The sequence below is a fragment of the Amycolatopsis sp. NPDC003865 genome, assembly GCF_053605345.1.
In genome coordinates this window covers 117,694-143,976 of record NZ_JBSGJA010000025.1, presented here as the reverse complement: position 1 = coordinate 143,976, position 26,283 = coordinate 117,694, and the positions used below count along the sequence as shown (strand labels likewise).

Sequence of the window (26,283 nt, the reverse complement as noted above, 5' to 3'; positions counted from 1 at the left end):
GAGTGAGAAACAGTGTTCTAACACTGTTTCTCACTCACGACCTCAGGCCAGCGAAGCCGCCAGCTCCACCAGGGTCCGGGCCGCGAAGCCCGTCGCTCCGGGGACCACGTCGTCGTAGTTCTTCTCCGAGCGTGCCGGGCCGGCGATGTCCAGGTGCGCCCACGGGAGGCCCTCGGTGAACTCCCTCAGGAACAGTGCCGCCGTGATGCCGCCCGGGCCCGCCGGGGTCTGGCGGACGTCGCCGAACTCGCCGCGGACGTTCTCCGCGTAGTCCTCCACCAGCGGCATCCGCCACCACGCCTCGCCCACCCGCGCGCCCGCCGCGACTACCGCGTCGGCCAGCGAGGAGTCCGAAGCGAACAGCCCACCCGTGCGCAGCCCCAGCGACACCTTCATCGCGCCGGTCAACGTCGCCGCGTCCACCACCACGTCCGGGCTGAACCGGCGGATCCCGTACGCCAGCGCGTCGGCCAGGACCATCCGGCCCTCCGCGTCGGTGTTGCCGACCTCCGTCGTCTTGCCGCCGTAGTGCCGGACGATGTCGCCCGGCCGGTACGCCGAGCCCGACACGTGGTTCTCCGCCGCCGGCACCAGCGCCGTCACGCGGATCGGCAGCCCCAGCTCCGCGATCGCGCGGGTCGCCGAGATCACCGCCGCGCCGCCCGCCATGTCCGTGCGCATCAGGTGCATCCCGTCGGCGGGCTTGATCGAAAGGCCGCCCGTGTCGAACGTGATGCCCTTGCCGACCAGCAGCAGGTGCCGGGACGCGCCCGACGGCTTGTACGCCATCTCGATCAGCCGCGGCGGCCGCGAAGAACCGCCGCCGACGGCCAGCACGCCGCCGAAGCCCTGCGCCGCCAGCCACCTCTCGTCGCGGACCGCCACCTCGACGCGGGGGCCGGCCACGCGGGCGGCCGTGTCCGCCAGCCACGCCGGCGTCTTCACGTTGGACGGCGTGTTCGCCAGGTCGCGGGTCAGCGCCGTCGCGGCGGCGAGCACCGACGCGCGGGCGACCGATTCGGCCGCCGACGGGTCCCCCGTCATCAGCCGGACCGTCCGCACGGACGGCGCAGCGTCCTCGCCGGTCACCTTGAACTTGTAGCCCCCCAGGAGCAGGCCCAGCGCCAGCTCGGTGACGTGCTCGCCGGACGCCTCCTCCGGCAGCTCCAGCTGCACCGCGCGGAACGCCTTGCCGCCGTGACCGACGTCGTCGGCCAGGCCCGCGTTGACCGCGCGGACCAGCGCCGCGCCCGCCTTCCGGTACTGCTTCGGCTCGCCGTCGCCGAGGCCCGCGACCCAGCGGGGACCGTCGGCCGGGACCGTCTGCACGTCGCCCGCCTTGCCGGTGATCCGGACGCCACCGATCTCCAAGGGCTCGGACTCGACGTCGTCGGCAGGCGCGGTCACCAGCCGGGCCGTCGGGGCACCGCGGCGGAGGTCGCCCGCGACCTCGATGTCGAGCAGGTTGGTCGGAACGGGGGGTAGCGGATTACGCACAGTGAGCAACCTTCGGGCGCAGAGGAACCGCGACCCCGGCCTCCGAAGGGAGACCGGGGTGCGACGGAAGGACGGTTCGGGGGGATCGGCTAGCCGGTGACCTCCGCCAAAGCGGCGCCGAGGTCCTTCGCTTCTTCCGCGGAGAGTTCGACGACGAGTCGCCCACCACCCTCGAGCGGTACGCGCATCACGAGGCCCCGCCCCTCCTTAGTCACTTCGAGGGGACCATCTCCGGTCCGGGGCTTCATGGCCGCCATAGCGTGCTCCCTCCGTCTCAACCGGCGCGCCCGGGTCGCGCTCGCGTGAAAGCCAGCCGGGTCTGGTGTCCATTGTCCCTCATCAGCGGCCGGGCGCATCAGCGGACCGATCTTTTGCCGCCGTATCGGTGCTGGTATGCGGCTCGCGCGAGGTGAAAGACTGTCGGACGACCGATGTATCCGCGCAAGGAGAAGACGTGACCACATCCGACGTCCTGCTGACCGCCGACGCCGACGGGGTGCGCACCCTCACCCTCAACCGGCCGCAGGCGTACAACTCGCTGACCGTCGAGCTGAAGGAAGCACTGCTCGCGGCGCTGCGCGAGGCGGCGGGCGACGAGGCCGTCCGCGCGGTCGTGCTGACCGGTTCCGGCAAGGCGTTCTGCGCCGGCCAGGATCTGAAGGAGCACGTGGGGCTGCTCCAGGCAGGTGACCCCGCGCCGCTACACACGGTGAAGGAGCACTACAACCCGATCGTCAAGGCGATCGTGTCGATGGAGAAGCCGGTGATCGCGGCGATCAACGGCACGGCCGCCGGTGCCGGGGCCGCCTTCGCCTACGCCAGCGACCTGCGGATCGCCGCCGAGTCGTCGTCGTTCCTGATGGCCTTCGCCAACGTCGGGCTCGGCCCGGACTCGGGCGCGTCGTGGACGCTGCAGCGGCTGGTCGGCTACGGCCGCGCCGCCGAGCTGATGCTGCTGGCCCGGACCGTCGACGCGGCGGAGGCGCTGCGCCTCGGCCTGGTCGGCGAGGTCGTGCCGGACGAGGAGCTGCCGGCGCGCGCCCAGAAGGTCGCGGCCAAGCTGGCGAACGGGCCGACGGTGGCCTACGCGAAGATCAAGGGCGTGCTCAACCTGGCCGCGCAGTCGACGTTCGAGGAAGCACTCGACGCCGAAGACGCCGCCCAGACCGCGCTCGGCGCGACCGCCGACCACACCGAGGCCGTCGAGGCCTTCGTCGGCAAGCGCAAGCCGAACTTCCAGGGCAAGTGAGCCGCCGGCTGCTTCCGGGTCAGGCGGCCCGGAAGCAGCCGGAGACGTGGTCGTCGACCATGCCGGTCGCCTGCATCAGCGCATAGCACGTCGTCGGACCGAGGAAGACGAAGCCGCGCTTCTTCAGCTCCTTGGCCATCGCCTTGGACTCGTCGGTGATGGCCGGGACGTCGGCCATCGTCTTCGGACGGACGTGGGACGAAGGCGCGAACGACCACAGCAGGTCGTCCAACGGCGTGTCCAGAGCGGCGATCGCCTGCGCGTTCTTGATCGCCGCCAGGATCTTCGCCCGGTTCCGCACGATCGACGCGTCCTGCATCAGCCGCTCGACGTCGGCGTCGCCGAACTTGGCCACCTTCGCCGGCTTGAACCGCTTGAACGCCTTCCGGAAGCCCTCGCGCTTGCGCAGGATCGTGATCCACGACAGCCCCGACTGGAACGACTCGAGGCACAGCCGCTCGTACAGCTCGTCCTGCCCGTGGAGCGGAACACCCCACTCCTCGTCGTGGTAGGAAACGTAGTCCGGGGTCGAATTGCCCCAGCTGCACCGCGCGACGCCGTCGGTGCCGACCAGCTCAGTCATCCCCACCCACCGAATAGTCCTCCGCGAACCGCGCGAACCGCCGAAGCGACTGGCGCACCCCCAGTGCGAACGCCGGCCGCACGACCGGCCAGCCGAGCCTGCCGAGCGGCCCGAACGGCAGCCGCAGGTGCTCGGCCCAGACGAACGTCGAGCGCGTCGCGCCCTTCGGCACCACCTGGAACACGCCGGTGCCCTGCACGACGCTGCCGAGGTGGCGGACGCCGCACCGCACCGGCGGCTCCCAGCTGGTGATCTCCATCGTGTCCGTGAACCCGATGCCGGCCACCCCGGTGAACGCCGACAGCCGCGAGCCGACGCTGCGGCCGTTGCCCTCGACGACCTCGACCTCGGTGCCGAGCATCCACTCGCCCTGGCGGGTCCAGTCGGTCAGCGCGAGCCAGGTCGTCCCGGCCGGCGCGCGGACGTCGACCGACAGGATCAGATCGGTCACTGGGCGCCTTCGGGCGAGCTCTCCCGCTCGCGTTCGCGCTGCTCCAGCTCGGCGACCCGGGCGCGCAGCTCGTCGAGCTCGACGCCGAGGCGGCGCATCACCCAGTCCACTTCGGACATCTTGTAGCCGCGCAGCACCAGCTGGAAGCGGACCTCGGTCAGGTCCTCGCCGGTGATGTCCTCGGCGGGCAGCCGCGTCGGCGAACTGCCGGGGGGCAGCGGGGCGAGCTCCTCACCCCGGCCGAACACGACCGCGGCGAGCAGGAACACCACGGCGGCCACCAGCAGCATGACTACGAGGTAGATCAGCGCGGTCGTCACGCGACGATCGTGGCATACCCACCCCAGGATCGTCTCGCGAGCACGACGAGCCGGATCGAAAGCAGCACCCAGGCGACCATCAACAGGACGCACGGGACGCTCAGGAACAGCCGGGAGACGTCGACCAGGCCGGTCGAGCCGATCACCAGCCCGACCGAGGCCAGGTTGATGCCGACGGCCAGCGCGATCAGCACGCCGCAGAACCGGGCGAGCCGGACGGCGTCGAGCCGGCGCGACAGCCAGCGGATGCCGAGCAGGGCGAGCACGCCGATCACCGGCACGACGAACACGGCGCCGTGCGTGGCGTGCGCGATCACGCGGTACCACCCGGGCGTCGGGGTCGACAGCTTCGTCCACTCGCCGAAGGTGAGGATCCGCGCGTAGTCCCACGAAATCTGCATCAGCGGGACGCCCAGCACGAGCTTCCACAGCGTCCGGACGCCGCTGAGCATGCCGAGCTCGGCCTGGTAGTCGCGGGCGACGACGGCCGCCGGGCCGAAGTCGGCGACCGCGCGGCGCTGCGCGTCCTCCTCGCTCCAGCCGCCCGCGCGGTAGGCGTCGGCGGCGTCGTGCAGCCCGTCGCGGGCCTCTTCCAGCAGGTCGGCCTTGAACCGGCCGCAGCCGTGCAGCCTCCGGTCCAGGTCCCCCAGGTATTCGTCGATCATGTCCCCAGCACTCCCCCGATGACCGTGGTGAACTCCCGCCACTCGGCGCGTTCGGCGGCCAAGGCCTGTTCCCCGGAGCGGGTGAGGCGGTAGGTCCGGCGCTTGCGGCCGGACACGACGTCCCACTCGCTGCTCAGCCAGCCGGCCCGCTCCAGCCGGCGCAGCGCCGGGTAGACGGTGCCGGTGGGCAGGTCGAGCGCGCCGTCGCTGCGCAGCTGGAGCGCCTCGATGATCGCGTAGCCGTGCAGCTTGCGGCCGTCGAGCACGGCCAGCAGCAGCGCGTCGAGGTGGCCGCGCAGGGTGTCCGCCTTCATGGGTACGCAGTCTACACGTCGCCTTGCTACATGTAGCCAGTCTATGTGTAGTCTGGCTACATGAACGCCCTCCCGGTCGCGAGACTCCAGTTCGCGACGACGACTTCGTTCCACTTCCTGTTCGTGCTGCTCACGCTGGGGTTGGTCACGCTGGTGGCCGTGATGCAGACGCGCTGGACGCTCGGCGGCAAGCCCGAGCTGCTGCGGATGACGCGCTTCTGGGGCCGGCTCTACGTGATCAACTATGCGCTGGGGATCGTCACCGGCATCGTGATGGAGTTCCAGTTCGGGCTCACCTGGACCGGGCTGTCCGCCTTCGCCGGCGACGTCTTCGGAGCGCCGCTGGCCATCGAGACGCTGGTCGCCTTCTTCCTCGAGTCGACGTTCCTCGGCCTGTGGATCTTCGGCTTCGGGCGCCTGCCGAGGGGGCTGCACCTGGCGCTGATCTGGCTGGTGACGCTGACCGCCTACGCGTCGGCGCTGTTCGTCATGCTGGCCAACTCGTTCCTGCAGAACCCGGTCGGCAGCAGGCTCGAAGGCGCCGCGCTGCACCTCGACGACTTCGGCGCGCTGTTCTCGAACCCGGCGCTGGTCGCCTCCTTGCCGCACGTGCTCAGCGCCGCGCTGGTGACCGGCGGGTTCTTCGTCGTCGGCGTCAGCGCTTGGCACTTCCTCAAGCGCACCACCGAGGTCGAGTTCTTCCGCCGGTCGATGCGGATCGGCGTCGTCGCGGCGCTCACCGGCTCGATCTTCGTGGTCAACCAGGGCTTCGCACAGTTCGGGCAGCTCAAGATGTACCAACCGGACAAGCTGAACGAGAGCGTCGTCGGGATGCCGCTCGGCGCCATGATCGGGCTCGGGTTCCTGATGTTCGCCTGCGCGCTCCTCGGCACGCTGCTGCTGGTCAAGAACTGGATCACGAAGGCACGGTTCCTGCACTACCTGATGGTCGCGGCGATCCCGCTGCCGTTCGTCGCGGCGATCATGGGCTGGCTGGTCCGCGAGCTCGGCCGGCAGCCGTGGCTGGTCTGGGGGAAGCTGCGCACCGCGGACGCGATCGCGGGCGTCCCCGCCGGCCAGATCCTGTTCTCCTTCATCGCCTTTTCCGTGCTGTTCGCCGCGCTCGCGGTCGCCGACTGGGTGCTCATGGCGCGGGTCGCCAAGCGCGGCCCGGAGCCGGCCGACGAGCCCGCCGAACTGCCCATCCTGAGCGGAGTGTGACCGGTGGCGACTTTCTGGTGGTGCGTGCTCGGCCTGCTGACCTGCGGGTACTTCGCGCTGGCGGGCTACGACTACGGCGTGGGCATGCTCCTGCCCGCGTTCGAGGCCGACGAACGGAAGCGACGGCTGACGCTCGGGGCGCTCGGGCCCTTCTTCCTGGCCAACGAGGTGTGGCTGGTGGCCGCGGTCGGCCTGCTCTTCGGCGCGTTCCCGCACCTGGAGGGCAAGGTGTTCAGCGGGGCCTACGTCCTGGTCGTGACGCTGCTGCTCGGCCTGGTCACGTTCACGGCGTCGATGCAGCTGCGCAGCCGCCGCCCGGACGCCCGGCGCGGCGCCTGGACGGCGGGCATCGTCGGCGGCGCGCTGGTGACGGCGCTGTCGTGGGGCCTGTTCCTCGGCAACCTGGTGCTCGGGCTGCCGCCGGTCGCCGACGTGCTCGCGTTCTTCACCCCGTACGCGGCGCTGTGGGGCCTCGGGTTCGTCGCGCTGTTCTGCCTGCAGGGCGCGGCGTTCCTCGCCGTCCGGGCGCCCGCGGAGCTGACCGGCCGCGCGGTGCGGCTGGCGCGCTCGTTCACCGCGCCGGTGTTCGCGTTCCTGGTGGTCGCGACGGGCTGGGGCTTCTTCGCACTGGACGGCGTGACGGCGCTCGGCGCCGGCGTCGCCGTGCTGGCTTTCGCCGCCTTCGGCGCGTGCTGGCTCGGGCTGCGGACCCGGCGGCACCGGGTGGCGCTCGTCGGGTCGATGGTGCTGGCCGCCTGCCCGGCCTTGCTCGCCGGGACGCTCCGGTTCCCGACGGTGCTGGTGTCCTCGGGCACCGCGCTGACCGTCGGCGACGCGGCGACGGCGGCCGGGACGTTCGCGGTACTGGGCTGGTTCGCCGCGCCGGCGTTGGCGGTGCTCCTGGTGGTGCAGTGGCTGACCTGGCGCGCGCACCGGCGCCCCGTCGACCAGCGCTCGCTGCTGCACTTCTGAGGAGCCGCCGTGCCTGCTCTGCCCGGACTCCGGCGCTACTTGTCCGCACTGGCCGTGCTCGCGGTGCTCACCGCGGCCGCGGTGCTGCTCCAAGCCGAAGGGCTGGCCACGCTGCTCACCGGCGGCGGCGTCACCCCGGTCCTGGTCGCCGCCGTGGCCGGCCGCGGCGGGCTCACCTGGGGTCACGGTGTCCTCAGTGGACGGTTCGCGGCCGCGGTGCGCGGCGGGCTCCGGCGGCGGTTGCTCGGCTCGACGGCGGAACGCGCCGGCGTCGTCGCGACGCAGGTCACGCGGGGCGTCGACGCGACGGACAGCTACCTGACGGGGTACCTGCCGTCACTGGTCGTCTCGGTGGTGGTGCCGATCGCGGTGGTCGTGCGGCTGTGCACCACCGACCTGGTGTCGGCACTGGTCGTGACGGTGACGCTGCCGCTGATCCCGGTGTTCGCGATCCTCGTCGGGAAGCACACGGCCGCGCGGACTTCGCGGCAGTGGTCGTCGCTGCTGAAACTGGGCGGGCACTTCCTCGACGTCGTGCGCGGGCTCGGGACGCTCAAGGTGTTCGGGCGCGCGTCGGCGCAGGCGGCGACGGTCCGGTCGATGGCGGACGCCCACGCCGACGCGACGCTGAAGACGCTGCGGGTGGCTTTCCTGTCCTCGCTGGTGCTGGAACTGGTCGCGACGATGTCGGTCGCCCTGATCGCGGTGCCGATCGGGTTCCGGTTGCTGTCCGGCTCGCTCGACGCGCGGACGGCGATGCTGGTCCTGGTTCTGGCGCCGGAGGCGTACCTGCCGCTGCGCGCGGCGGGCGCGAAGTTCCACGCGGCGGCGGAAGGGCTGGCGGCCTTGCGGGAGGCGCTCGCGGTCCCGGTGGTCTCGTCGCGCTCGGCTGCCCGCACCCGGCGTCGAGGCGCGCCCTCGGTCGTCTTCGAGCGGGTGTCGGTTTCCCACGGCGGCGTCCCGGCTTTGTCCGAAGTGGACTTCTCGGTGCCCGCCGGCTCACGAGTGGCCCTCGTCGGGCCGAGCGGAGCGGGGAAGAGCACGGTGCTGGCCGTCCTGCTGGGGTTCGTGACGCCCGCTTCGGGGCGGGTGCTCGTCGACGGCGTCGACCTGCGTTCCCTGTCCCCGTCGGATTGGCTGGCCGACGTGGCCTGGGTCCCGCAGCGGCCGACGTTGTTCCGGGACTCCCTGGCGGCCAACATCCGCCTGGGCTCCCCCGCCGACGTTCCCGCCGCGGCCCGGGCGGCCGCGCTGGATTCGGTGGCCGCGGGGTTGCCCGCCGGGTTCGCCACGCCGGTCGGCGAGCTGGGCGAGGTCCTGTCGGCGGGACAGCGTCAGCGCGTCGGGCTGGCGCGGGCATTGGCGCGCACTTCGGCGGGGCTGGTGCTGCTGGACGAACCGACGGCCCGGCTGGATTCCCGCACGGAGGCCGCGGTGCTGTCGGCGGCGCGGCGGCTGCTGCCCGGCCGCACGGCGGTGCTGGTCGCGCACCGGCCGGCGATGGTCGCGCTGGCGGACCGGGTGGTCGAACTGCGCGCCGGGTGCGTGGCGGCGTGAACCTCTTCGCTCTGTCCACAAGAGACGTCCGGCGCCTGTTCCGCGCCGCGCTCCTCGGGGCCGGCGCCGAACTCGCCGCGCTCGCGCTCATGGCCACCGCCGCGTGGCTGCTCCTGCGGGCCGCCGAACGACCGTCGCTCGGCGCCCTGACCGTCGCCGTCGTCGGCGTCCGGACGCTCGCCCTGCTCCGCGGCGGTCTCCGGTACGCCGAACGGCTCGCCGGGCACGAAGTCGTGCTGCGGTGGCTCGGCGCCCTCCGGACCCGCGTCTACGAGTCCCTCGTTCCCGGCGCGCGGTTCTCCGGCGGCGACCTCGTCACCCGGCTGGTGTCCGATGTGGACGCCCTGCAGGACGCCGTGCTGCGCTGGCTGCTGCCGGCGGGTGTCGCCGCGCTGACCGGGACCGCCGCCGTCGCGGTCACGCTGACCGCGTCCGTGTCCGCCGCCGTCGCGCTCGGTGCCGGGCTGCTCGTCGCCGGGGTCCTGCTGCCGTGGCTGGTCGTCCGGATCACCCGGCGAGCCGCTCGGGAAGACGCCCCGAAACGGGCCGAACTCGCCGAGCGCGCGGTCGAGCTCGTCACCGGGCACCGGGAGCTCGTCGCCGCCGGCGCCCTCGACGACCACCTCGCCCGGGCGACGGCGATCGTCGACCACCTCGCCCGCACCGAACGAACCGTTTCGTCCAAGACCGCCGCGTCGACCGCGGCCGGGACGCTCGTCCAGCTGGCCACCACCGCGGCCGTCGCGCTGCTCTGCCACGCCTCGGTGCCGTGGACCGCGGCCCTCACCCTCGCCGCCTTGACGAGCTTCGAGGTCGTCCTCCCGCTGATCGGCGCGGCCCGGCGCGTCCCGGAGATCCGGGCGTCGGCCGCCCGCGTGAAAGCCGTTCTCGAGCTGCCCGCGCCCGCCCCCGGCACGCGGAAAGTACAAAGTGGACACTTCCGGCTGAAGCAGGCCGGCGTCCGGTACCCGGGTCGCGCTCCCGCGCTGCGGGACGTCGACCTCGACCTGCCACCCGGCAAGCGCGTCGGGATCCTCGGCCCCAGCGGTGCCGGCAAGACGACGCTCCTGCGGCTCCTGCTCGGCAGCGAAACGCCCACGGACGGCCGGGTCCTCCTCGACGGCCATCCGCTGAGCGAGTTCGCCGACCTGGCCGCGGTCATCTCGGGCGCCGAGGCCGACGCGCACGTCTTCCACACGACCGTCCGCGAAAACCTGCTGCCGGCCAAGCCGGACGCGACCGACGACGAGCTGGCGGAGGCCTGCGCCACCGCCGGTTTCGACCTCGGCCTGGACCGCGAGACCGGCCCGGACGGCGACGCGCTGTCGGGTGGTCAACGCCAGCGGCTGATCCTCGCCCGGGCCGTCCTGGCGGACCCGGCGGTCCTGGTCCTCGACGAGCCGGTGGAAGGCCTCGACCCCGCGCACGGCGACGCCGTCCTGAAGAGCGTCCTGGCGAAGGCGCGCGGCAGCGTCGTCCTCGTCACCCACCGGCCCGAGCACCTGGCCGGGTTCGACGAGGTCCTCACCCTCGAGGACGGGCGAGTACTTCCCGCATCGGCGGCCGGCCCGCGACCCGCACGTCCGTGACGTCCGGCAGCCACTCCTCGTCGACCTGCACGAACTGCGTGAACGGCGCGTCCGCGGCCGGGACGCCGCAGCGGTCCAGGGCCGTGCCCAGAATCTGCCGGGACATCACCCCCAGCTGCGGCAGCGACCGGTTCCGGTGCTTGCGGACGCCCAGGTTGACCTGCGCGAGCGCGTCGAGACCGTAGCGGGCCTCGGCGTCGAGCAGCAGCCCGATCTCGACGCCGTACCCGGCCGCGAAGGGCACCGACTCGAGGAACTCGCGCGTGCCCGCGTACTCGCCGCCGAGCGGCTGGATCAGCCCGCCGAGCGCCGGGCGCAGCGCCGAAAGCACCGGCCGCGCCAGCAGCTCCGTGACGCGGCCGCCGCCGGTGCTCTCCAGGCGCAGCGGGCGGCGGTAGAAGCCCTTGACCAGGTGCACACCGGGTTCGGTGACCAGCGGGCCGAGCAGCGACGGCACGAACGCCGGGTCCGGGTCGACGAGGTCGGAGTCGAGGAAGACGACGAGGTCGCCGCTGGTCGCCGCCAGCGAGCGCCAGAGCACCTCGCCCTTGCCGGGCACCGGCGGCAGGTCCGGCAGGACGTCCTCGCGGCGCACCACCCGCGCACCGGCGGCTTCGGCGGTGCGCACGGTGGCGTCGGTCGAGCCGGAATCCATCACGATCAGTTCGTCGACGACGCTGCCGAGGTGGGGGCGCACCGAGGCCACGACGTCGCCCACGGTCCGCTCTTCGTCCAGCGCCGGTAGCACGACCGAAACCGTCCGGTCACCCTTCGCGGTCACGATGTCCCCGAGCGCCCAACCGGGCTCCTGCCACGTACGCCGCTCGAACCAACTCACGAGTAACGATCGTGCCATGCTGGTGGCACCGCACCCGAGGAGGAGGACCACTTGATCGCGCTGCTTGTCCGGTTCGTGCTGGGCCCGCTGGCCAGGGCGGTGTACCGGCCCGAAGTGCGGGGCGTGGAGAACGTGCCCGCCGAGGGCCCGGTGCTGCTGGCCGCCAACCACCGCGCCGCGCTCGACACCGGCGTGATCACGTTCGCGACCCCGCGGCAGGTCAAGTTCCTCGGCAAGGCGGAGTACTTCGCCGGCAAGGGCCTCAAGGGCAAGGCACTGGCCGGCTTCCTGGGCGGCCTCGGTTACGTCCCGGTCGAGCGCGGCAACGCCCAGGCCGGGCTGGCCGCCCTGGAGGCCGCCCGCAAGGTCCTCGACGCGGGCGGGGTCTTCGCGATCTACCCCGAGGGCACGCGCTCGCTGGACGGCCGGCTGCACCGCGGCCACACGGGCGTCGCGGCGCTGGCGCTGGCGACCGGGGCGAAGGTGGTACCGGTCGCGCTGACCGGCACCGAGGGCCTCCAGCCCGGCGGCGCGCGCATCCCCCGGTTGGCCAAGATCGGCATCACGTTCGGCAAGCCGCTGGACTTCTCGCGGTACGAGGGCCAGGACTACGCGCCGGCGATCCGCCGGTCGGTGACCGACGAGGTCATGTACGCGATCCTGGAGATCTCGGGGCAGGAGTACGTGGACACCTACCACAAGCGGCCGAGTGAGGGCGTCGCCTGACTCACCACGGCACCGGGCCCTCGTCGTCGACGAAGGTGCCCGTCGGGCCGTCCGCGGGGATCGTCGCCATCCGGACCGCCGCCACCGCGCCCTGCGCCGGGGTCCGGAACCCGGCGTGGCCGTTGAGGTCCGTGGCGCAGAACCCCGGGCAGACCGCGTTGACCAGGATGCCTTCGGGACGCAGTTCCCTCGCGTACTGCAGGGTCAACGACGTCAACGCGGTCTTCGACGGGGTGTAGCCCGCCGAGATCGGCAGCTGGGTCTCGAGGTCGGCGTTCCGGGTGAGTGACGCGGCGCTGCTGGAGACGTTGACGACGCGCGGCGCGGCCGACCGGCGCAGCAGCGGCAGCAGCGCGTTCGTGACCGTGACGACGCCGAAGAAGTTCGTCTCGAAGATCGTGCGCAGCGTGTTCAGGTCGGCCGTGCCCGGGCTCTGGTCCGCCAGGTCGGTGCCCGGCGGGCGCGCGATGGCGGCGTTGTTGACCAGCACGTCGAGCCGGCCGTAGCGCTCTTCGAGGGAAGCAGCGGCCGCGGCGACCGAGGCCGGGTCGGTGACGTCGAGGACCACCGAATCCGCGCCCAGCTCCGCGGCCGCCCGCTCGCCCCGTTCCGCGCTGCGGGCCCCGATGACGACGGTGTGCCCGAGGGCGGTCAGCTGCGCGGCGATCTCGCGGCCGATGCCCTTGTTCGCGCCGGTGACCAAAGTGATTTCGTCCATGGCCCCAGCACACCAGCGGGCCGCCCGCGCGAGCCAACACCGATGCCGCATCGGCCGATACTCTGGCGGTATGGAGACGCGGGAGCTCGCGTATTTCGTGGCCGTCGCCGAAGAACTGCACTTCGGCCGCGCCGCGCAGCGCCTCGGCATGGCGCAGCCTCCGCTGTCGCGCGCCATCCAGCAGCTCGAACGCCGCATGGGTGTGCCGCTGCTGAACCGCACGAGCCGCGGCGTGAGCCTGACGCCCGCGGGCGCGGTTTTCCTCGAGGAGAGCCGCAAAGCGCTCGACGCGGTCGACGCCGCGGTGCGCCGGGCACAGCGCGCGGGCCAGGAGGTGCCGAAGCTGCTCGTGGCGATGAAACCCGACGGCGACGCCGGTCTGCTCGAGCGGATCCTCCCCGGTTACCGGGCCGACCCGGACGCGATCGAGGTCGAGGTCGTGGTGGGCGGCGTCGGCGAGCAGGCCGGCATGCTGCGCGACGGCCGCGTCGACCTGGCGTTCCTGCACGGCCCGCACGACGACTGCGCCGGGTTCGACACCGAGCTGCTGCTGGAGCAGGACCAGGTGGCGATGCTCGCCCGCGGGCACCGCCTGGCCGGCCGGTCGGCGCTGATCATGGCCGACCTGGACGGCGAGCCGTTCCCCCGGTGGCCCGGCAGCGACGTGTGCGGGCCCGAGATCCGGGACGCCGGGCAGCTGCTCCAGCTCGTGGCGCTGGGCCAGGTGGTCGCGGTGGTCCCGGAGTCGGCCCGCCGCCACGCGCGCGCGGACATCGTGTGCGTGCCGGTGCTCGACGCGCCCCGGACGTCGGTGCTGCTGGCCTGGCCGGACCGGACGCGGTCCCGCGCGGTGGCGGCGTTCGTCCGGGCCGCCACCGACGTCAGATCCCCGGCGGCTCCTTCGCCCACTTAGGCGGGGCCGGCGGGACGTAGGTCGCGAAGGCGTCCAGCAGGGCCGCCGGGTCGGCGTCCGCCATCAGCAGCTTCCGGTAGTCCTCCTTGACGAACCCCTCGGTCACCATGTGGTCGGCGAACGCGAGCAGCGGCCCGTAGTAGCCGTCGACGTCGACCACGCCGATCGGCTTGCCGTGCAGCCCGAGCTGGGCCCACGTCCAGACCTCGAACAGCTCCTCCAGCGTGCCCGCGCCACCCGGCAGCGCCAGGAAACCGTCGGACAGCGCGGCCATCTTGGCCTTGCGCTCGTGCATGTCCTTGACGACGTGCAGCTCGGACAGCCCGGCGTGCGAGATCTCGACCGAAGACAGCGCCTCCGGGATCACGCCGATCACCTCGCCGCCCGCCGCCAGGGCCGCGTCCGCCACCACGCCCATCGTGCCGACGCTCGCGCCGCCGTACACCAGGCCGATGCCGCGCTGCGCCAGGAGCTTGCCCAGCGCCGCCGCCTGCTCGGCGTAGCGCGGGGAGAACCCCATCGACGAACCGCAGAACACGCAGATCCGGCTCATCAGTGGGTGTCCTCCCAGGCCTGGTAGGACTCCTGGACCACGCGGACGGCGTCGTCGATGTCGTCGGTGACGTGCAGCAGGTCGAGGTCGTGCGGGCTGATCTTGCCCTCGGCCATGACCGAGTTCTTGATCCACTCGTACAGCCCGCCCCAGTAGGCGCTGCCGAACAGCACCACCGGGAACTTCGTGACCTTCTTGGTCTGCACCAGCGTCAGCGCCTCGAACAGCTCGTCGAGCGTGCCGAAGCCGCCGGGGAGGCAGATGAAGGCCTGCGAATACTTGATGAACATCGTCTTGCGGGCGAAGAAGTACCGGAAGTTGACGCCGAGGTCGACCCACGGGTTCAGGCCCTGCTCGAACGGCAGCTCGATGCCGAGCCCGACGGAGAAGCCGCCGGCCTCGGCCGCGCCGCGGTTGACCGCCTCCATCGCGCCCGGGCCGCCGCCGGTCATCACCGCGAAGCCGGCGTTGGCCAGCGCGCCGCCGATCTTGCGGCCGAGCTCGTACTCCGGGTTGTCGCGCTTGGTGCGCGCCGAACCGAACACGGTGACCGCGCGCGGGACCTCGGCGAGCGCGCCGAAGCCCTCGACGAACTCGGCCTGGATGCGCAGCACGCGCCACGGGTCGGTGTGCACCCAGTCGCTCGGGCCGCGCGAGTCCAGGAGCCGCTGGTCGGTGGTGCTGCCCTGGTCGCGGCGGTCGCGACGCAGCACGACCGGGCCCTTGTGCCGCTCCACCGGGCGTTCGGGGTACTGGCCGTCCGGCCATTCAGACTGTTCGCTCACTACGCCATGCTACGGCCTGCCCGCCAGCGAAAATGCCAGCATCGCCGTGGCGGTGAAGTCGATGGCCGGCTCGTTGCTGGGCCATGAACCGAGGTCGTCGGCGTAGCGACTTCCCTGGCCGTCGAAGGATTCATACGGACGGGTGCATTCCTTCGCGCCCGCGGGGAACGGCAGATCGGCGAAGTTGCCCGCGCCGTTGGGGCCGTTGACGACGGCGCCGTACAGCACTTTGGAAGGTTCGGCGAGGTTCGCGGCCTGGTGGTGCGGGCACTGCGGGAACGTCGAGCCGACACCCACCACGAGCGAAACGCCCCAGGCGTTCGCGCCGAGGGTGAAGTCCCGCTGCCGCGCGCCGAAGGCCGCGTACCGCGTGTCACCGGTGACGCGCTGGTAGAGCCGAGCGGTGGCCGCGAAGCCGAAGCTCTTGCTGGCTGCATCGAAGTCGGTGACGTCGACAGCGGTCCGGAATGGACTCTTCTTCGCCTGCTCGACCCCCGCGTCCAGCTGGCGGCGCAGGTCCGCGGCCAGCTCCCGGACGCCGAGCGCGGCGCCGGGGACGCCGGTGCGCAGCAGCCCGGCGAGGTCGGCGTGGGCGAGCGCGCTCGTGTCGTAGAGGTTCAGCGTGCTGGTGTCGTCGCCGCCGATGTACGCCTTGGCCCACTTCGCCGCGTCGCGGGCCCAGCCGGTCGCGCGGGGGTCTTTCAGTGCTCGCGCCGCGAGTGCGAGCTGCGTCGCGCCGAGTTCCAGGTCGTCTTCCCAGGACGACTCCGGGTAGTAGGCGTGCGGGAACGCGCTGACCAGCTCGCCGACACCGGTCGTCTTGGCCTGTGCGAACACCGCGGCGGCTTCGGCCAGGTAGTGCCGGGCCAGCCGGGGGTCGCGGTGGGCCTGCACCTGCGCACCGAGCGCGAACGCGGCGGCGACGCGGCCGGCGAGGTTCGGCGACAGCGGCGCACCCGCCGGGGCGGCCGGGAACACCGGGCGGTACTTGACGAAGTACGCGGGGTCGCCGGGCTTGACGTCGAGGGCGTCGTCGTCCTGGGGGTTGCGCCAGACGTCGTGGTCGCCGAGGAAGCCGAACTCCTCGCTGCCGGTGCCGATGCCGACCTGGGCGTAGAGGGTCTTCGTCGTGCCGTCCCACATCTTGTCGAGCCAGTCGAGCCCGAACCGGACTTCCTTCGCCAGCACCGGATCCGGGTCTTCGCGCAGCACGAATCCCAGTTCGGTGAGCGAATACGCGGTGTTGGAGGTGAACTTGACGAAGTCGCCCGCGTCGACCCAGCCGCCTTCGACGTCGACCGGCCCGCCCCGCGGCCTGAGCGGTTCGACGATTTCGTCGCCGCCCTCGCCGGCGAACTTCGGCTCGGCGTAGACGGTGGCCTTCGTGTCCGCGAGGTGGGACGGCTTTCGGTCGAGACGGCCGGGGACGACGTCGTGGCCGTCGCGCTGGGCCTGGAAGAACTCGGTCGTGGCGCGCACGAGCGGGCGGAACAGGCGGCTCGCGGTGTCGATCCGGAACGGCGGCGAGGTCGCCCCCGCGGCTTGCACCCGGTAGGTGCCCGGCCGGTCCAGAGTGGACAGGTCGAGGTCGAACACGGCCGGGTAGCGCGTGTTCCAGGTACCGAGGCTCGCGCCGGTGCGGCCCTCCCGGACGGTGTGGCCGCGTTCGTCGACGACGGTGAACTTCCCCGGGCCGCCGCCGAGCAGGTAAGCGTGCTTCGCCTCGCCCAGCGCGTAACCGACCTGGTCGACGCGTACCTCGGCCGGGGTCGCGGCTTCGGCCGGGGCGGCGGCCAAGGGCACGGCGAGCGCGGCCGCCGTCGCGAGGGGAAGCAGGCGCATGATCGGCCTCCGCTTTGTTAGGAAAGTTTCCTATTTAACGCTAGCCCGCTCGCGGCCCGGGCGTCAATATGTCCGTTTCCGCGACTTCACCCGCGATGACCTACCGTGGGGAGATGACCGAACCGCTCGGCGCGCGGATCCGGCGGCTGCGCACCGACCGGGGGTGGACCCAGCGCGAGCTGGCCGAGCCGGGCTACGACCGGGGTTTCCTCGCGAAGGTCGAGACGGGCAGCCGTCCGCCGTCGGAGGAGATGCTGGCCTACCTGGCGCGCCGGCTGGGGCTGACCGTCGACGAGCTGCGGTTCGGCCGCCCTCGCGGCATCGCCGAGGAGCTGCGCGCGGCACTCGACGAGGGGTACCGCGACCTCGAACAGGGCCGGGTCGCCCTCGCGGAAGAGCGGTTCGCGACGGTGGCGCAGCAGGCCGCGGGCTACCGCCTCGACGACGTCGAGTGCTACGCGCGGTTCTGCCGGGCCGAGGTGAAGTGGCAGCTGTTCGACGTCTCGGGCGCACAGAAGGAGCTGGAGCACGCCGCGGAGCTGGAAGCGGCGGCGCCGCCGTGGCTGCGGGCGATGATCGTGCACCGCTGGTCGGGCTGCCGGTACCTGAGCGGCGACGCGGGCACGGCGATCGCACGCGTCGAGGAGGCGCTGGCGTCGCCGGATCTCGATCCCGACGCCGAGTTGTGCCTGCTCAGCGCGTTGATCCACCCGCTGATGGAGATGGGCGGGCTGCACCGGGCCGAGCGCGCGGCACTCGACGGCGTCCGGCTGACGCGCGCGGCTTCGCGGCCGGACTTCGTCGCGCGGTTCCACCGGCAGGCGTCGCAGGTGTGGCAGGCGACCGGGCAGCCGGAGCGGGCGGAGCAGGATTTGATCGAGGCGTGCCGGCTGTTCGCCTCGGTGGGGTTCGACCGCGACGCGGCTCGCTGCCGCTGGGCGCGGGGGTACCTGCTGCGCCGGCTCGGGCGCCTGGAGGAGGCGCGCGCGGAGCTGACAGCGGCGCGCGACCAGCTGGCGGAGATCGGCTCGGAGGAGGGTGTCGCGGGCGCGACGGTCGAGCTGGCCGAGGTCCGGCTGCGCCAGGGGGCGCCCGCCGAGGCGGCTTCGCTGGTGTCGGACGTGTGGCCGCTGCTGGCGCGCGACGTGGAGGCGCTGGGGGAAGCGACGGGACTGCGCGGGCAGATCGCGCAGGCGCAGGGCGATCTGGAGACGGCGACCCGGCTGTTGCGCGAGGCGGCGGAGATCCAGACGAAGGCGTCGCTGCACGGGGCGGCGGTTTCGACGGCGCTGAGGTTGGGTGACGTGCTCCGACAACGTGGTCAGGTCGCGGAGGCCATCGAGGCCTACCGGCGCGGCCTCGACTCGGCGGCGGGTACCGAGGGATAGCGGGGGTCCGGGCTCCACGGCGGGCACCGAGGAGCAGCGGCAACGCGGTCGCGGCCCGGCTTGCCGCTCGACCGGGGCGGCGAGCGCCCGTCCGGGCGGTGCCGCAATTCTCCGTCCCGCCGCCGCGCGAACCATCGCGCCCGCGCCGGGCTTTCACTCCGATCCCCGGACCACTGGGCTCAGTGGTCCGGACCATGGCGAAACTCCCTACCAAAGTTGGTGAATTGGTTCAGACCAGTCGCCAACCCGGCCGTTTCCTGCGGTTTCGCCCGCAACGCCGTGATCTTCGCCGCGCCCCGCTGGGCCGTTCGGCCCATTGACCGGCGCACGACCGGAACCTTTACTCGGACGCGTCCGGCGCAATAACAGCAGTTATTCCGCCGGTCACACTCCCCGCGTCCCCCCGGAAAGGTGCCCCATGAGATCCCCACGAGGGCTGGCGGCGATCGCCGGCCTGGCCCTGACCTTCGCAGCGGTGCCGGCGATCCCGGCCGCCGCCTCCCCCGCACCCACCGCCCCGCCCGAGGCGCTCGCCGCCCGGGCCGCCGACCAGGCCGCGCTGGGCGGCGTCGACCGGCTCGCCAAGGGTGCCGGTGAAGCCTTCGTCCGCACCGGCGTCACCCCCGGCGGTGGCGGCCTCTACTACGCCTCCTACCAGCGCACCTACCACGGCCTGCCGGTCGTCGGCGGGGACGCGGTCGTCGTCGCCGACGGGGCCGGCCGGGTCCGCGGCACCGAAGCCGCGCACACCGCGCCCATCACCGTGAAAACCCAGGCCACGCTGGGCTCCGGCGAAGCGACGAAGATCGCGCGCACGAAGGTGTCCACAGTCGACAGCACGACCGCGCCGCAGCTCGTCGTGCTCGCCGGGGACGCTCCCAAGCTCGCCTACGAAGTCGTGGTCTCCGGACACAACCAGGCCCACCCCACCAGGCTGCACGTCTTCGTCGACAGCGCGACCGGCCAGGTCCTCGACACCCGCGACGACGTCCGCGAAGCCGGCACCGGCAACTCCTACTACGGCGGCACCGTGTCGATCGACACGTCCGGCTCGGGCAGCTCGTACTCGATGACCGACCCGGGCCGCCGCGGCATCGCCTGCGGCCGCGAAGGCGGATCGATCTTCACGAAGAGCAGCAACACCTGGGGCAACGGCTCCGGCACCGACCTGGAAACCGGCTGCGTCGACACGCTCTACAGCGTCCAGACGGAGTGGAAGATGCTCGGCGACTGGCTGGGCCGCAACGGCATCGACGGGGCCGGCGGCGGTTTCCGCGCGAGCGTCGGCCTCAACGACGTCAACGCCTACTGGGACGGCTCGTCGACCCACTTCGGGCACTCGCAGGACAACCGCCGCCAGGCGACCCCGATGGACGTCGTCGGCCACGAGTACGGCCACGCCATCTTCCAGACCACGCCCGGCGGCGCCGGCTCCGGCAACGAGAACGGCGGGCTCAACGAGTCCACCGGCGACATCTTCGGCGCGCTGACCGAGGCCTACGCCGACAACCCGGTCGACCGGCCGGACTTCACCGTGGGCGAGGGCGTCAACCTCGTCGGCAACGGCCCGATCCGCTACATGTACAACCCAAGCCAGGTCGGCGACCCGAACTGCTACTCGTCGTCGATCCCGAGCACTGAGGTGCACGCCGCCGCGGGCCCGCAGAACCACTGGTTCTACCTGCTCTCCCAGGGCAGCAACGCCTCGCCGGCCAGCCCGACGTGCAACGGCTCGACCGTCACCGGCATCGGCATCCAGAAGGCCGGGAAGATCTTCTACAACGGCCTGCTGAAGAAGACGTCCTCCTGGAACCACCGCGCGGCCCGCAAGGCCACCCTGGAAGCCGCGGTCGCGCTCTTCCCGGGCAGCTGCACCGAGTTCGCCGCCACCAAGGCGGCGTGGGACGCGGTGAGCGTCCCGGCGGTCAGCGGTGAGCCGACCTGCAGCGGCCAGCCGCCGGCCGGCAACGACTACTCGCTGACGCTGTCGCCGACGTCGGCGTCCGTCCAACCCGGACAGACGGCGACCACCACGGTGCGCACGCAGATCACCTCGGGCAACGCCCAGACCGTGTCGCTGCTGGCGACCGGCCTGCCCGAAGGCGCGAAGGCGACCTTCAGCCCGGCGAGCGTCCAGTCCGGCGGCTCCGCGACGCTGACCATCACCACCTCGGCGACCACGCCGCAGGGCACCAGCCAGGTGACGGTCACCGGCGACGGCACCGACGCCGACCACACCGCGCAGTTCTCGCTGACCGTCGGCACCGGCACCCCGCCGACCGGCTGCGACGGCCTCGCCGAGTGGGATTCCGCGAAGGCGTACGTGCCCAACGACGTCGTCGGCCACAACGGTCACAAGTGGACGTCCACGTGGTACTCGACCGGCGCCGAGCCCGGCGCGCCCGGTTCGTGGGCCGTGTGGAGCGACAGCGGCGCCTGCTGATCCCGCACCGCGCGGCGGCGGGCGACTCCCCCGCCGCCGCGCGGCCTACCCTGAACCGGTGGAAGGGCGACCCGAGTGAGCGAGAGCGTCGGCGAACGCCTGCGTGAGCTGCGCACCGAGCGCGGGCTCACGCAGCGCGAACTGGCCGGACCGCAGTACTCGGCGGCGTACGTGTCGTCGGTCGAGACCGGTGCGCGGACGCCGTCGGGTGACGCGCTGCGGTTCTTCGCCCAGCAGCTGGGCATCGAGCCGGACGAGCTGCTCGGCGGCAGCTCACCGCGCGAGCTGATCGAGCTCGACCTCGAGCTGATCGAGACGGCGGAACGGTTCCTGGCCGGCGACGCCCGCCGCGCGATCCCGCGGATGCAGCGGATCCGCCGCCAGGCCGAGCGCCTCGACCGGCCGCGGCAGGCGGGCATCGCGCTGCTGTGGCTGGCCGGGTACTCGACCGGCGACGTCCGCACGAAGTACGTCGCGGAGGCCGAAACGACGTTGTCGGGCGAGCCGCCGCCGGTGCGGGCGATGGTCGTGCCGCTGCGCGCGGCGGTGCTGTCCGGCTGGGGCGAGGCGCAGTATTCCCTGCACCTGCTGGAAACCTGCCACGCCGAACTGCTGCGTGACGGGTACCCGCAGCCGTCGATGCTGCTGACGCTGCGGGCGTGCCTGGCCGAGCGGCACCTGCGCCAGGGCGACCTGGAACGGGCCGCGGAGTACGCCGAGTCGGCGCTGCGGCTCGCCAGGGGCGGCCCGGCGGTGCTGGCCGAGCTGACCCGCAGCCACCTCGAGGTGTGCCGCAGCCACCTGGCGGCCGACCGGTTCGCCGACGCGACCGCGTCGATCACCGCGGCCTACGACCTGATGCAGGAACGGGCCCTGCACCCGGCGATGGCGCACTGCTTGCTCGCCAGGGCCCGGGTCCGCGGCCGCGCGGGCGACGTCGAGGGCGCGCTGGCCGACCTCGCCGCGGCCCGGGAGACGGCGTGGCCGGACGACGTCCCGGCGATCACCGTCGAACTGGCGGCGGAGTACCTGGCCGCGGGCCGGCTGCAGACGGCGGCCGCGCTGCTCGACCAGGTCCGCCCCGCCGTCGTCGCGGGTACGGCGCTGGCGGCGGAACTGCGGCTGCAGCTGGGTTCGCTGGCCCGGGCGCGTGGCGACGCCCGCGGCGCGGCGGAGTACCTGCGGGCGGCGGTCGAGCTCGCCACCGGGCTCGGGGTGCGCGGGGTGCTGGTGCGCGCGCTGCGGCCGTTGAGCGAGCTGCTCGGCGAGACCGGAAAGCAGGAAGAGGCCGCGAACGTGTTGCGGAACGGGCTGATCGCGCTGGGCGCCGAAGCCGACTGAATCGTTTTCCTGAGCAGTGCTGAGGATTCCCGATGATCGAGATCGTCCGGCGTTCGGATGGTGTCCGGGACAGTCCCTACGAAAGTCGTTCCGGTGCGGAATGCGCGGCGAATCCCCAGCACGGGCGGGCTTTGTACGAATTGACCGGCGAATCCGGAACGCGGCGTTGGTCCGTTCGGCGCATTGACGCCCGGAACCGCTGATCCTTTACTCGGATGCGTCCGGACGCATACCTCCTGTTAGTCCCCGGGACACGTCCCCTTTTCCTTCACCACAACCATCCTTCGTGGAAAGGTTGACCTCGATGACCCATCGTGGGTTCAGAACGGGCTTGGCGGCCGCCGCCGGGCTCGCCATGACGCTCGCGCTGCCGGTGGCCCCGGCGAGCGCGTCACCCCAGGCCCAGCCCGCCGCCCCGGACGTCGCCGCCGCGCGCGCCGCCGACCAGGCGGCCGCCAGCGGGCTCGACGCGCTCAAGCGCGGTCCCGGCGAAGCCTTCCGGCGCGTCGGCCTCACCGCCGGCGGCGGCGGGCTGTTCTACGGCGCCTACCAGCGCACCTACCAGGGCCTGCGGGTCGTGGGCGGGGACGCGGTCGTCGTCGCCGACGGGGCCGGGCGGGTGCGCGGCACCAGCGCCGCCGAGACCGCGCCGATCACCGTCGGCACGCGGGTGACGCTGGACGCCGCGAAGGCCGCGGCCACCGCGCGCGCCCAACTGCCCACTGTGGACAGTGTGAGCACGCCGGAGAAGGTCGTGCTGGCCGGGGCGAGCCCGAAGCTCGCGTACGAGGTCGTCGTCGCCGGGCGCACCGCGACCGCGCCGAGCAACCTGCACGTGTTCGTCGACGCGGCGACCGGCGCGGTGCTCGACAAGCGCGACGACGTCAAGACGTTCGCCTCGGGCGCGCCGACGCAGGCCCGGCCCGCGACGGTGGACGTGGCCGGCACCGGCAACAGCTACTACGTCGGCAACGTCTCCATCGACACCACGCAGTCCGGCAGCACGTACACGCTGCGCGACCCGGGCCGCACCGGCATCAGCTGCGGCCGCGAGGGCGGTTCCGTCTACAGTGGACCCGACAACAACTGGGGCAACGGCTCCGGCACCGACCTCGAGACCGGCTGCGTCGACGTCCTCTACAGCGTCCAGACCGAGTGGAAGATGCTCGCCGACTGGCTCGGCCGCAACGGCATCAACGGCAGCGGCACCGGCTACCCGGCGTCCGTCGGCCTGAACGACGTCAACGCGTACTGGAACGGTTCGTCGACGCACTTCGGCCACTCGCAGGACAACCAGCGCCAGGCCACGTCGATGGACGTCGTCGGCCACGAGTTCGGCCACGGCATCTTCCAGTTCACCCCGGGCGGTGCCGGCTCCGGCAACGAGAACGGCGGCCTGAACGAGTCGACCGGTGACATCTTCGGCGCGCTGACCGAGGCGTACGCGAACAACGCCAAGGACACCCCGGACTACGAGGTCGGCGAGGGCGTCAACCTGGTCGGCCAGGGCCCGATCCGCTACATGTACCAGCCGTCGAAGGTCGGCGACCCGAACTGCTACTCGTCGTCGATCCCGAGCACCGAGGTGCACGCGGCGGCCGGCCCGCAGAACCACTGGTTCTACCTGCTGGCCGAGGGCTCGAACCCGGGTGGCGGCAAGCCGGCCAGCCCGACCTGCAACAACTCCTCGGTCACCGGCGTCGGCATCCAAAAGGCCGGCAAGATCTTCTACAACGGCCTGCTGAAGAAGACCTCGTCGTGGAACCACAAGGCCGCCCGCAAGGCGACCCTCGAAGCCGCGATCGCGCTCTTCCCGGGCAGCTGCACCGAGTACAACGCCACCAAGGCCGCGTGGGACGCCGTCTCCGTCACCACCGTCAGCGGTGAGCCCACCTCGTGCAGCGGCGGCGGACCGGACTTCTCCGTCGCGCTGAACCCGGCCTCGGGTTCGGTGCAGCCGGGCGCCTCGGCGACCACCACGATCAGCACCGCGATCACCTCCGGCGCGGCGCAGTCGATCACGCTGTCGGCGTCCGGTCTCCCGGCCGGCGCGACCGCGACGTTCACCCCGGCGACGATCCAATCCGGGGGTTCCTCGACGCTGACCATCGCGACGACGTCGTCGACCCCGACCGGCAGCTTCCCCGTCACCATCACCGCCGACGGTGCCAGCACCGACCACACCGCGACCTACACGCTGTCCGTGGGCACGACCGGGTCGTGCGCGCCGGTGACCAACTCGACGCGCCTCGACATCCCGGACTACCCGGCGAGCGCGGTCAGCAGCACCAGCACCGTCAGCGGCTGCGCGCGCAACGCGTCCGGCACCACGAAGGTCGAGGTGCACATCACGCACACCTACCGCGGTGACCTGGTCCTCGACCTGGTCGCGCCGGACGGCACCGCCTACCGGCTGAAGAACTCCAGCAGCGACTCCACCCCGAACATCGACACCACCTACACCGTCAACGCCTCTTCGGAAGCCGCGAACGGCGCGTGGCAGCTCCGCATCCGAGACGTCGGCCCCGCCGACACCGGTTACCTGTCCTCCTGGACGTTGACCGTGTAGCACTCCCCCACTCCGTGAAGGCCGCACCAGCCAGGTGCGGCCTTCACGGGCGTCCTCTCCAACCCCCACCGAAGGAATTCACCGCCATGAAGTGGACAAGCAAGATCGGCGCCGGGGTCACCGCCCTGGCGGCCGTCCTGGGTGTGGTGACCGCGCCGGCGGCCACCGCCGCTCCGGCCACCGCGCTCGCCGCGCCGGACATCTCGCTGGCCAACATCAAGACCCACCTCAACCAGCTGCAGGCCATCGCGAACAACAACGGCGGCACGCGCTCGCCGCGCGGCGGTGGCTACGCGGCGTCGGTGTCCTATGTGGAAAACCTACTCAAGAACGCCGGCTACACGACGTCGAGGCAGACCTGCACCAGCTGCATCGGGCAGTCGCAGAACCTGATCGCCGAGTGGCCGCAGGGTGACGCGAGCCAGGTCATCATGCTCGGCGCCCACCTCGACTCCGTCAGCGCGGGCCCCGGCATCAACGACAACGGCTCCGGCAGCGCGTCGATCCTCGAGGTCGCGCTGACGCTGGCCCGCACCAACCCGGCGATGGCCAAGCGCGTCCGCTTCGCCTGGTGGGCCGACGAGGAGTCCGGTCTGGTCGGTTCCAAGTACTACGTCAACAACCTGCCGAGCACCGAGCGCACGAAGATCAAGACCTACCTCAACTTCGACATGATCGGCTCGAAGAACTGGGGCTACTTCGTCTACGACGACGTGGCGTCGGTCAAGGCGATCTTCGACGAGTACTTCTCCTCCATCGGCATCCAGACCGAGGGCGACAGCGAAGGCGACGGCCGCTCCGACCACGCGTCCTTCAAGAGCGCGGGCATCCCGGTCGGCGGCCTGGCCACCGGCGCCGGCGACATCAAGAGCTCGGCGCAGGCGCAGAAGTGGGGCGGCACCGCGGGTTCGCCGTTCGACAACTGCTACCACCGCGCCTGCGACACGACGGCGAACATCCCGGACACGCCGCTGGAGAAGAACTCCGACGCCATCGGGTACGCGCTGTGGAAGCTCGCCGTCGCCACGACGCAGGGCAACGACTACTCCGTCGCGCTCAACCCCACCGCCGGCACCGTCCAACCGGGACAGTCGCTGCAGGTCGCGGTGAACACCACGACCACGTCCGGGTCCGCGCAGTCGATCTCGCTGTCGGCGTCGGGCCTGCCCGCGGGCGCGACGGCGTCGTTCAGCCCGGCCACGATCTCCTCCGGCGGCTCTTCGACGCTGACCATCTCGACGTCGGCTTCGACGCCGACCGGCACGTTCCCGGTCACCGTGACGGCGGACGGCGCCAGCGTCGACCACACGGCGTCGTTCTCGCTCGGCGTCGGGACGTCGTCGTGCGCGCCGGTGACCAACTCGACGCGCCTGGACATCCCGGACTACCCGGCGAGCGCGGTGAACAGCACCGCGAACGTGGCCGGCTGCGCGCGCAACGCGTCCGGCACCACCAAGGTCGAGGTGCACATCACCCACACCTACCGCGGTGACCTGGTCATCGACCTCGTCGCCCCGGACGGCACGGCGTACCGGCTGAAGAACTCGAGCAGCGACTCGACGCCGAACCTCGACACCACCTACACCGTCAACGCCTCTTCGGAGGCCGCGAACGGGGCCTGGCAGCTGCGGATCCGGGACGTCGGCCCGGCCGACACCGGCTACCTGTCTTCCTGGACGCTGACCGTCTGACCCCGCCGGGGGCGGCACTTTCACGTGAAAGTGCCGCCCTCCCAAATTTGTCTAGACC

General features: G+C 72.2%; 24 protein-coding genes. 12 read left to right on the top strand and 12 right to left on the bottom strand.

Features of this window, described 5'->3' with window-relative positions; translation table 11 throughout:
* Positions 1-42: 42 nt before the first annotated feature.
* The gene (locus ACWEVP_RS41655; RefSeq protein WP_452068099.1) at positions 43-1,497 is read right to left on the bottom strand and encodes a leucyl aminopeptidase family protein; all 1,455 of its coding nucleotides are present in this window, start codon (positions 1,495-1,497) and stop codon (positions 43-45) included.
* Between the two features lie 89 nt (positions 1,498-1,586).
* Positions 1,587-1,754, bottom strand: coding sequence for a DUF3117 domain-containing protein (locus ACWEVP_RS41650; protein ID WP_013222969.1), 168 nt, complete (start codon positions 1,752-1,754; stop codon positions 1,587-1,589).
* Between the two features lie 197 nt (positions 1,755-1,951).
* Here ACWEVP_RS41650 and ACWEVP_RS41645 point away from each other — a divergent pair, with 197 nt between their 5' ends.
* Positions 1,952-2,746 (top strand): enoyl-CoA hydratase-related protein, encoded by a 795-nt coding sequence (locus tag ACWEVP_RS41645; protein ID WP_452068098.1) that lies wholly within the window; start codon positions 1,952-1,954, stop codon positions 2,744-2,746.
* A gap of 19 nt (positions 2,747-2,765) precedes the next feature.
* Here ACWEVP_RS41645 and ACWEVP_RS41640 read toward each other — a convergent pair whose 3' ends face one another.
* From ACWEVP_RS41640 to ACWEVP_RS41620, 5 genes are read right to left on the bottom strand one after another with little or no spacing between them, the layout of a single operon-like run.
* Positions 2,766-3,329 carry a DNA-3-methyladenine glycosylase I gene (locus ACWEVP_RS41640; RefSeq protein WP_452068097.1) on the bottom strand — a complete coding sequence of 188 codons (564 nt, stop codon included), beginning with the start codon at positions 3,327-3,329 and terminating at the stop codon, positions 2,766-2,768.
* Positions 3,322-3,780 (bottom strand): SRPBCC family protein, encoded by a 459-nt coding sequence (locus ACWEVP_RS41635; protein WP_452068096.1) that lies wholly within the window; start codon positions 3,778-3,780, stop codon positions 3,322-3,324. The genes ACWEVP_RS41640 and ACWEVP_RS41635 overlap by 8 nt, the downstream gene beginning before the upstream one ends.
* Complete coding sequence (locus tag ACWEVP_RS41630; protein ID WP_452068095.1) at positions 3,777-4,100, bottom strand: DivIVA domain-containing protein; 324 nt, start codon at positions 4,098-4,100, stop codon at positions 3,777-3,779. Before ACWEVP_RS41630 ends, ACWEVP_RS41635 begins: the two co-directional genes overlap by 4 nt.
* Positions 4,097-4,765 (bottom strand): permease prefix domain 1-containing protein, encoded by a 669-nt coding sequence (locus tag ACWEVP_RS41625; RefSeq protein WP_452068094.1) that lies wholly within the window; start codon positions 4,763-4,765, stop codon positions 4,097-4,099. The genes ACWEVP_RS41630 and ACWEVP_RS41625 overlap by 4 nt, the downstream gene beginning before the upstream one ends.
* The gene (locus ACWEVP_RS41620; RefSeq protein ID WP_452068093.1) at positions 4,762-5,079 is read right to left on the bottom strand and encodes a helix-turn-helix transcriptional regulator; all 318 of its coding nucleotides are present in this window, start codon (positions 5,077-5,079) and stop codon (positions 4,762-4,764) included. Before ACWEVP_RS41620 ends, ACWEVP_RS41625 begins: the two co-directional genes overlap by 4 nt.
* Before the next feature lie 60 nt (positions 5,080-5,139).
* On the opposite strand from ACWEVP_RS41620, the gene ACWEVP_RS41615 reads away from it, so the two are divergent.
* From ACWEVP_RS41615 to cydC, 4 genes are read left to right on the top strand one after another with little or no spacing between them, the layout of a single operon-like run.
* Positions 5,140-6,300 carry a cytochrome ubiquinol oxidase subunit I gene (locus tag ACWEVP_RS41615; RefSeq protein ID WP_452068092.1) on the top strand — a complete coding sequence of 387 codons (1,161 nt, stop codon included), beginning with the start codon at positions 5,140-5,142 and terminating at the stop codon, positions 6,298-6,300.
* Positions 6,301-6,303: 3 nt separating this feature from the next.
* On the top strand, positions 6,304-7,272 hold the full coding sequence (locus ACWEVP_RS41610; RefSeq protein WP_452068091.1) for a cytochrome d ubiquinol oxidase subunit II: 969 nt from the start codon (positions 6,304-6,306) through the stop codon (positions 7,270-7,272).
* A gap of 9 nt (positions 7,273-7,281) precedes the next feature.
* Entirely contained in the window at positions 7,282-8,829 is a 1,548-nt protein-coding gene (gene cydD / locus ACWEVP_RS41605) for a thiol reductant ABC exporter subunit CydD (protein ID WP_452068090.1), read from the top strand.
* A complete protein-coding gene (cydC, locus tag ACWEVP_RS41600; protein ID WP_452068089.1) occupies positions 8,826-10,418 on the top strand; it encodes a thiol reductant ABC exporter subunit CydC in 1,593 nt (530 codons plus the stop codon). The genes cydD and cydC overlap by 4 nt, the downstream gene beginning before the upstream one ends.
* Here cydC and ACWEVP_RS41595 read toward each other — a convergent pair.
* Positions 10,354-11,256: a glucosyl-3-phosphoglycerate synthase gene (locus tag ACWEVP_RS41595; RefSeq protein WP_452068088.1), complete on the bottom strand. Its 903-nt coding sequence runs from the start codon at positions 11,254-11,256 to the stop codon at positions 10,354-10,356. The two genes, cydC and ACWEVP_RS41595, sit on opposite strands and share 65 nt — an antisense overlap.
* A gap of 51 nt (positions 11,257-11,307) precedes the next feature.
* Between ACWEVP_RS41595 and ACWEVP_RS41590 the strand changes: the two genes are divergently transcribed.
* Entirely contained in the window at positions 11,308-11,982 is a 675-nt protein-coding gene (locus ACWEVP_RS41590; protein WP_452068087.1) for a lysophospholipid acyltransferase family protein, read from the top strand.
* Between the two features lies 1 nt (position 11,983).
* On the opposite strand, the gene ACWEVP_RS41585 is transcribed toward ACWEVP_RS41590, so the two are convergent.
* Complete coding sequence (locus ACWEVP_RS41585) at positions 11,984-12,700, bottom strand: SDR family oxidoreductase (protein ID WP_452068086.1); 717 nt, start codon at positions 12,698-12,700, stop codon at positions 11,984-11,986.
* 70 nt (positions 12,701-12,770) lie between these two features.
* On the opposite strand from ACWEVP_RS41585, the gene ACWEVP_RS41580 reads away from it, so the two are divergent.
* Positions 12,771-13,613 (top strand): LysR family transcriptional regulator, encoded by an 843-nt coding sequence (locus ACWEVP_RS41580; RefSeq protein ID WP_452068085.1) that lies wholly within the window; start codon positions 12,771-12,773, stop codon positions 13,611-13,613.
* Here the strand turns inward: ACWEVP_RS41580 and ACWEVP_RS41575 are convergent.
* The 3 genes from ACWEVP_RS41575 to ACWEVP_RS41565 are packed head-to-tail and all read right to left on the bottom strand — an operon-like array spanning position 13,582 to position 16,793.
* Complete coding sequence (locus tag ACWEVP_RS41575) at positions 13,582-14,166, bottom strand: LOG family protein (protein ID WP_452068084.1); 585 nt, start codon at positions 14,164-14,166, stop codon at positions 13,582-13,584. The genes ACWEVP_RS41580 and ACWEVP_RS41575 overlap by 32 nt on opposite strands.
* A complete protein-coding gene (locus ACWEVP_RS41570; protein ID WP_452068083.1) occupies positions 14,166-14,951 on the bottom strand; it encodes an LOG family protein in 786 nt (261 codons plus the stop codon). Before ACWEVP_RS41570 ends, ACWEVP_RS41575 begins: the two co-directional genes overlap by 1 nt.
* Before the next feature lie 9 nt (positions 14,952-14,960).
* Positions 14,961-16,793 (bottom strand): glycoside hydrolase family 9 protein, encoded by a 1,833-nt coding sequence (locus ACWEVP_RS41565; RefSeq protein ID WP_452068082.1) that lies wholly within the window; start codon positions 16,791-16,793, stop codon positions 14,961-14,963.
* A 113-nt stretch (positions 16,794-16,906) separates the two neighbouring features.
* Between ACWEVP_RS41565 and ACWEVP_RS41560 the strand changes: the two genes are divergently transcribed.
* From ACWEVP_RS41560 to ACWEVP_RS41540, 5 genes are all read left to right on the top strand, one after another.
* Positions 16,907-18,181 carry a helix-turn-helix domain-containing protein gene (locus ACWEVP_RS41560; RefSeq protein WP_452068081.1) on the top strand — a complete coding sequence of 425 codons (1,275 nt, stop codon included), beginning with the start codon at positions 16,907-16,909 and terminating at the stop codon, positions 18,179-18,181.
* A 418-nt stretch (positions 18,182-18,599) separates the two neighbouring features.
* The gene (locus tag ACWEVP_RS41555) at positions 18,600-20,624 is read left to right on the top strand and encodes a M4 family metallopeptidase (RefSeq protein WP_452068080.1); all 2,025 of its coding nucleotides are present in this window, start codon (positions 18,600-18,602) and stop codon (positions 20,622-20,624) included.
* A gap of 75 nt (positions 20,625-20,699) precedes the next feature.
* Positions 20,700-21,965 (top strand): helix-turn-helix domain-containing protein, encoded by a 1,266-nt coding sequence (locus tag ACWEVP_RS41550; RefSeq protein WP_452068079.1) that lies wholly within the window; start codon positions 20,700-20,702, stop codon positions 21,963-21,965.
* 304 nt (positions 21,966-22,269) lie between these two features.
* On the top strand, positions 22,270-24,534 hold the full coding sequence (locus ACWEVP_RS41545; protein ID WP_452068078.1) for a M4 family metallopeptidase: 2,265 nt from the start codon (positions 22,270-22,272) through the stop codon (positions 24,532-24,534).
* 86 nt (positions 24,535-24,620) lie between these two features.
* Positions 24,621-26,225 (top strand): M28 family peptidase, encoded by a 1,605-nt coding sequence (locus ACWEVP_RS41540; protein ID WP_452068077.1) that lies wholly within the window; start codon positions 24,621-24,623, stop codon positions 26,223-26,225.
* Positions 26,226-26,283 lie beyond the last annotated feature (58 nt).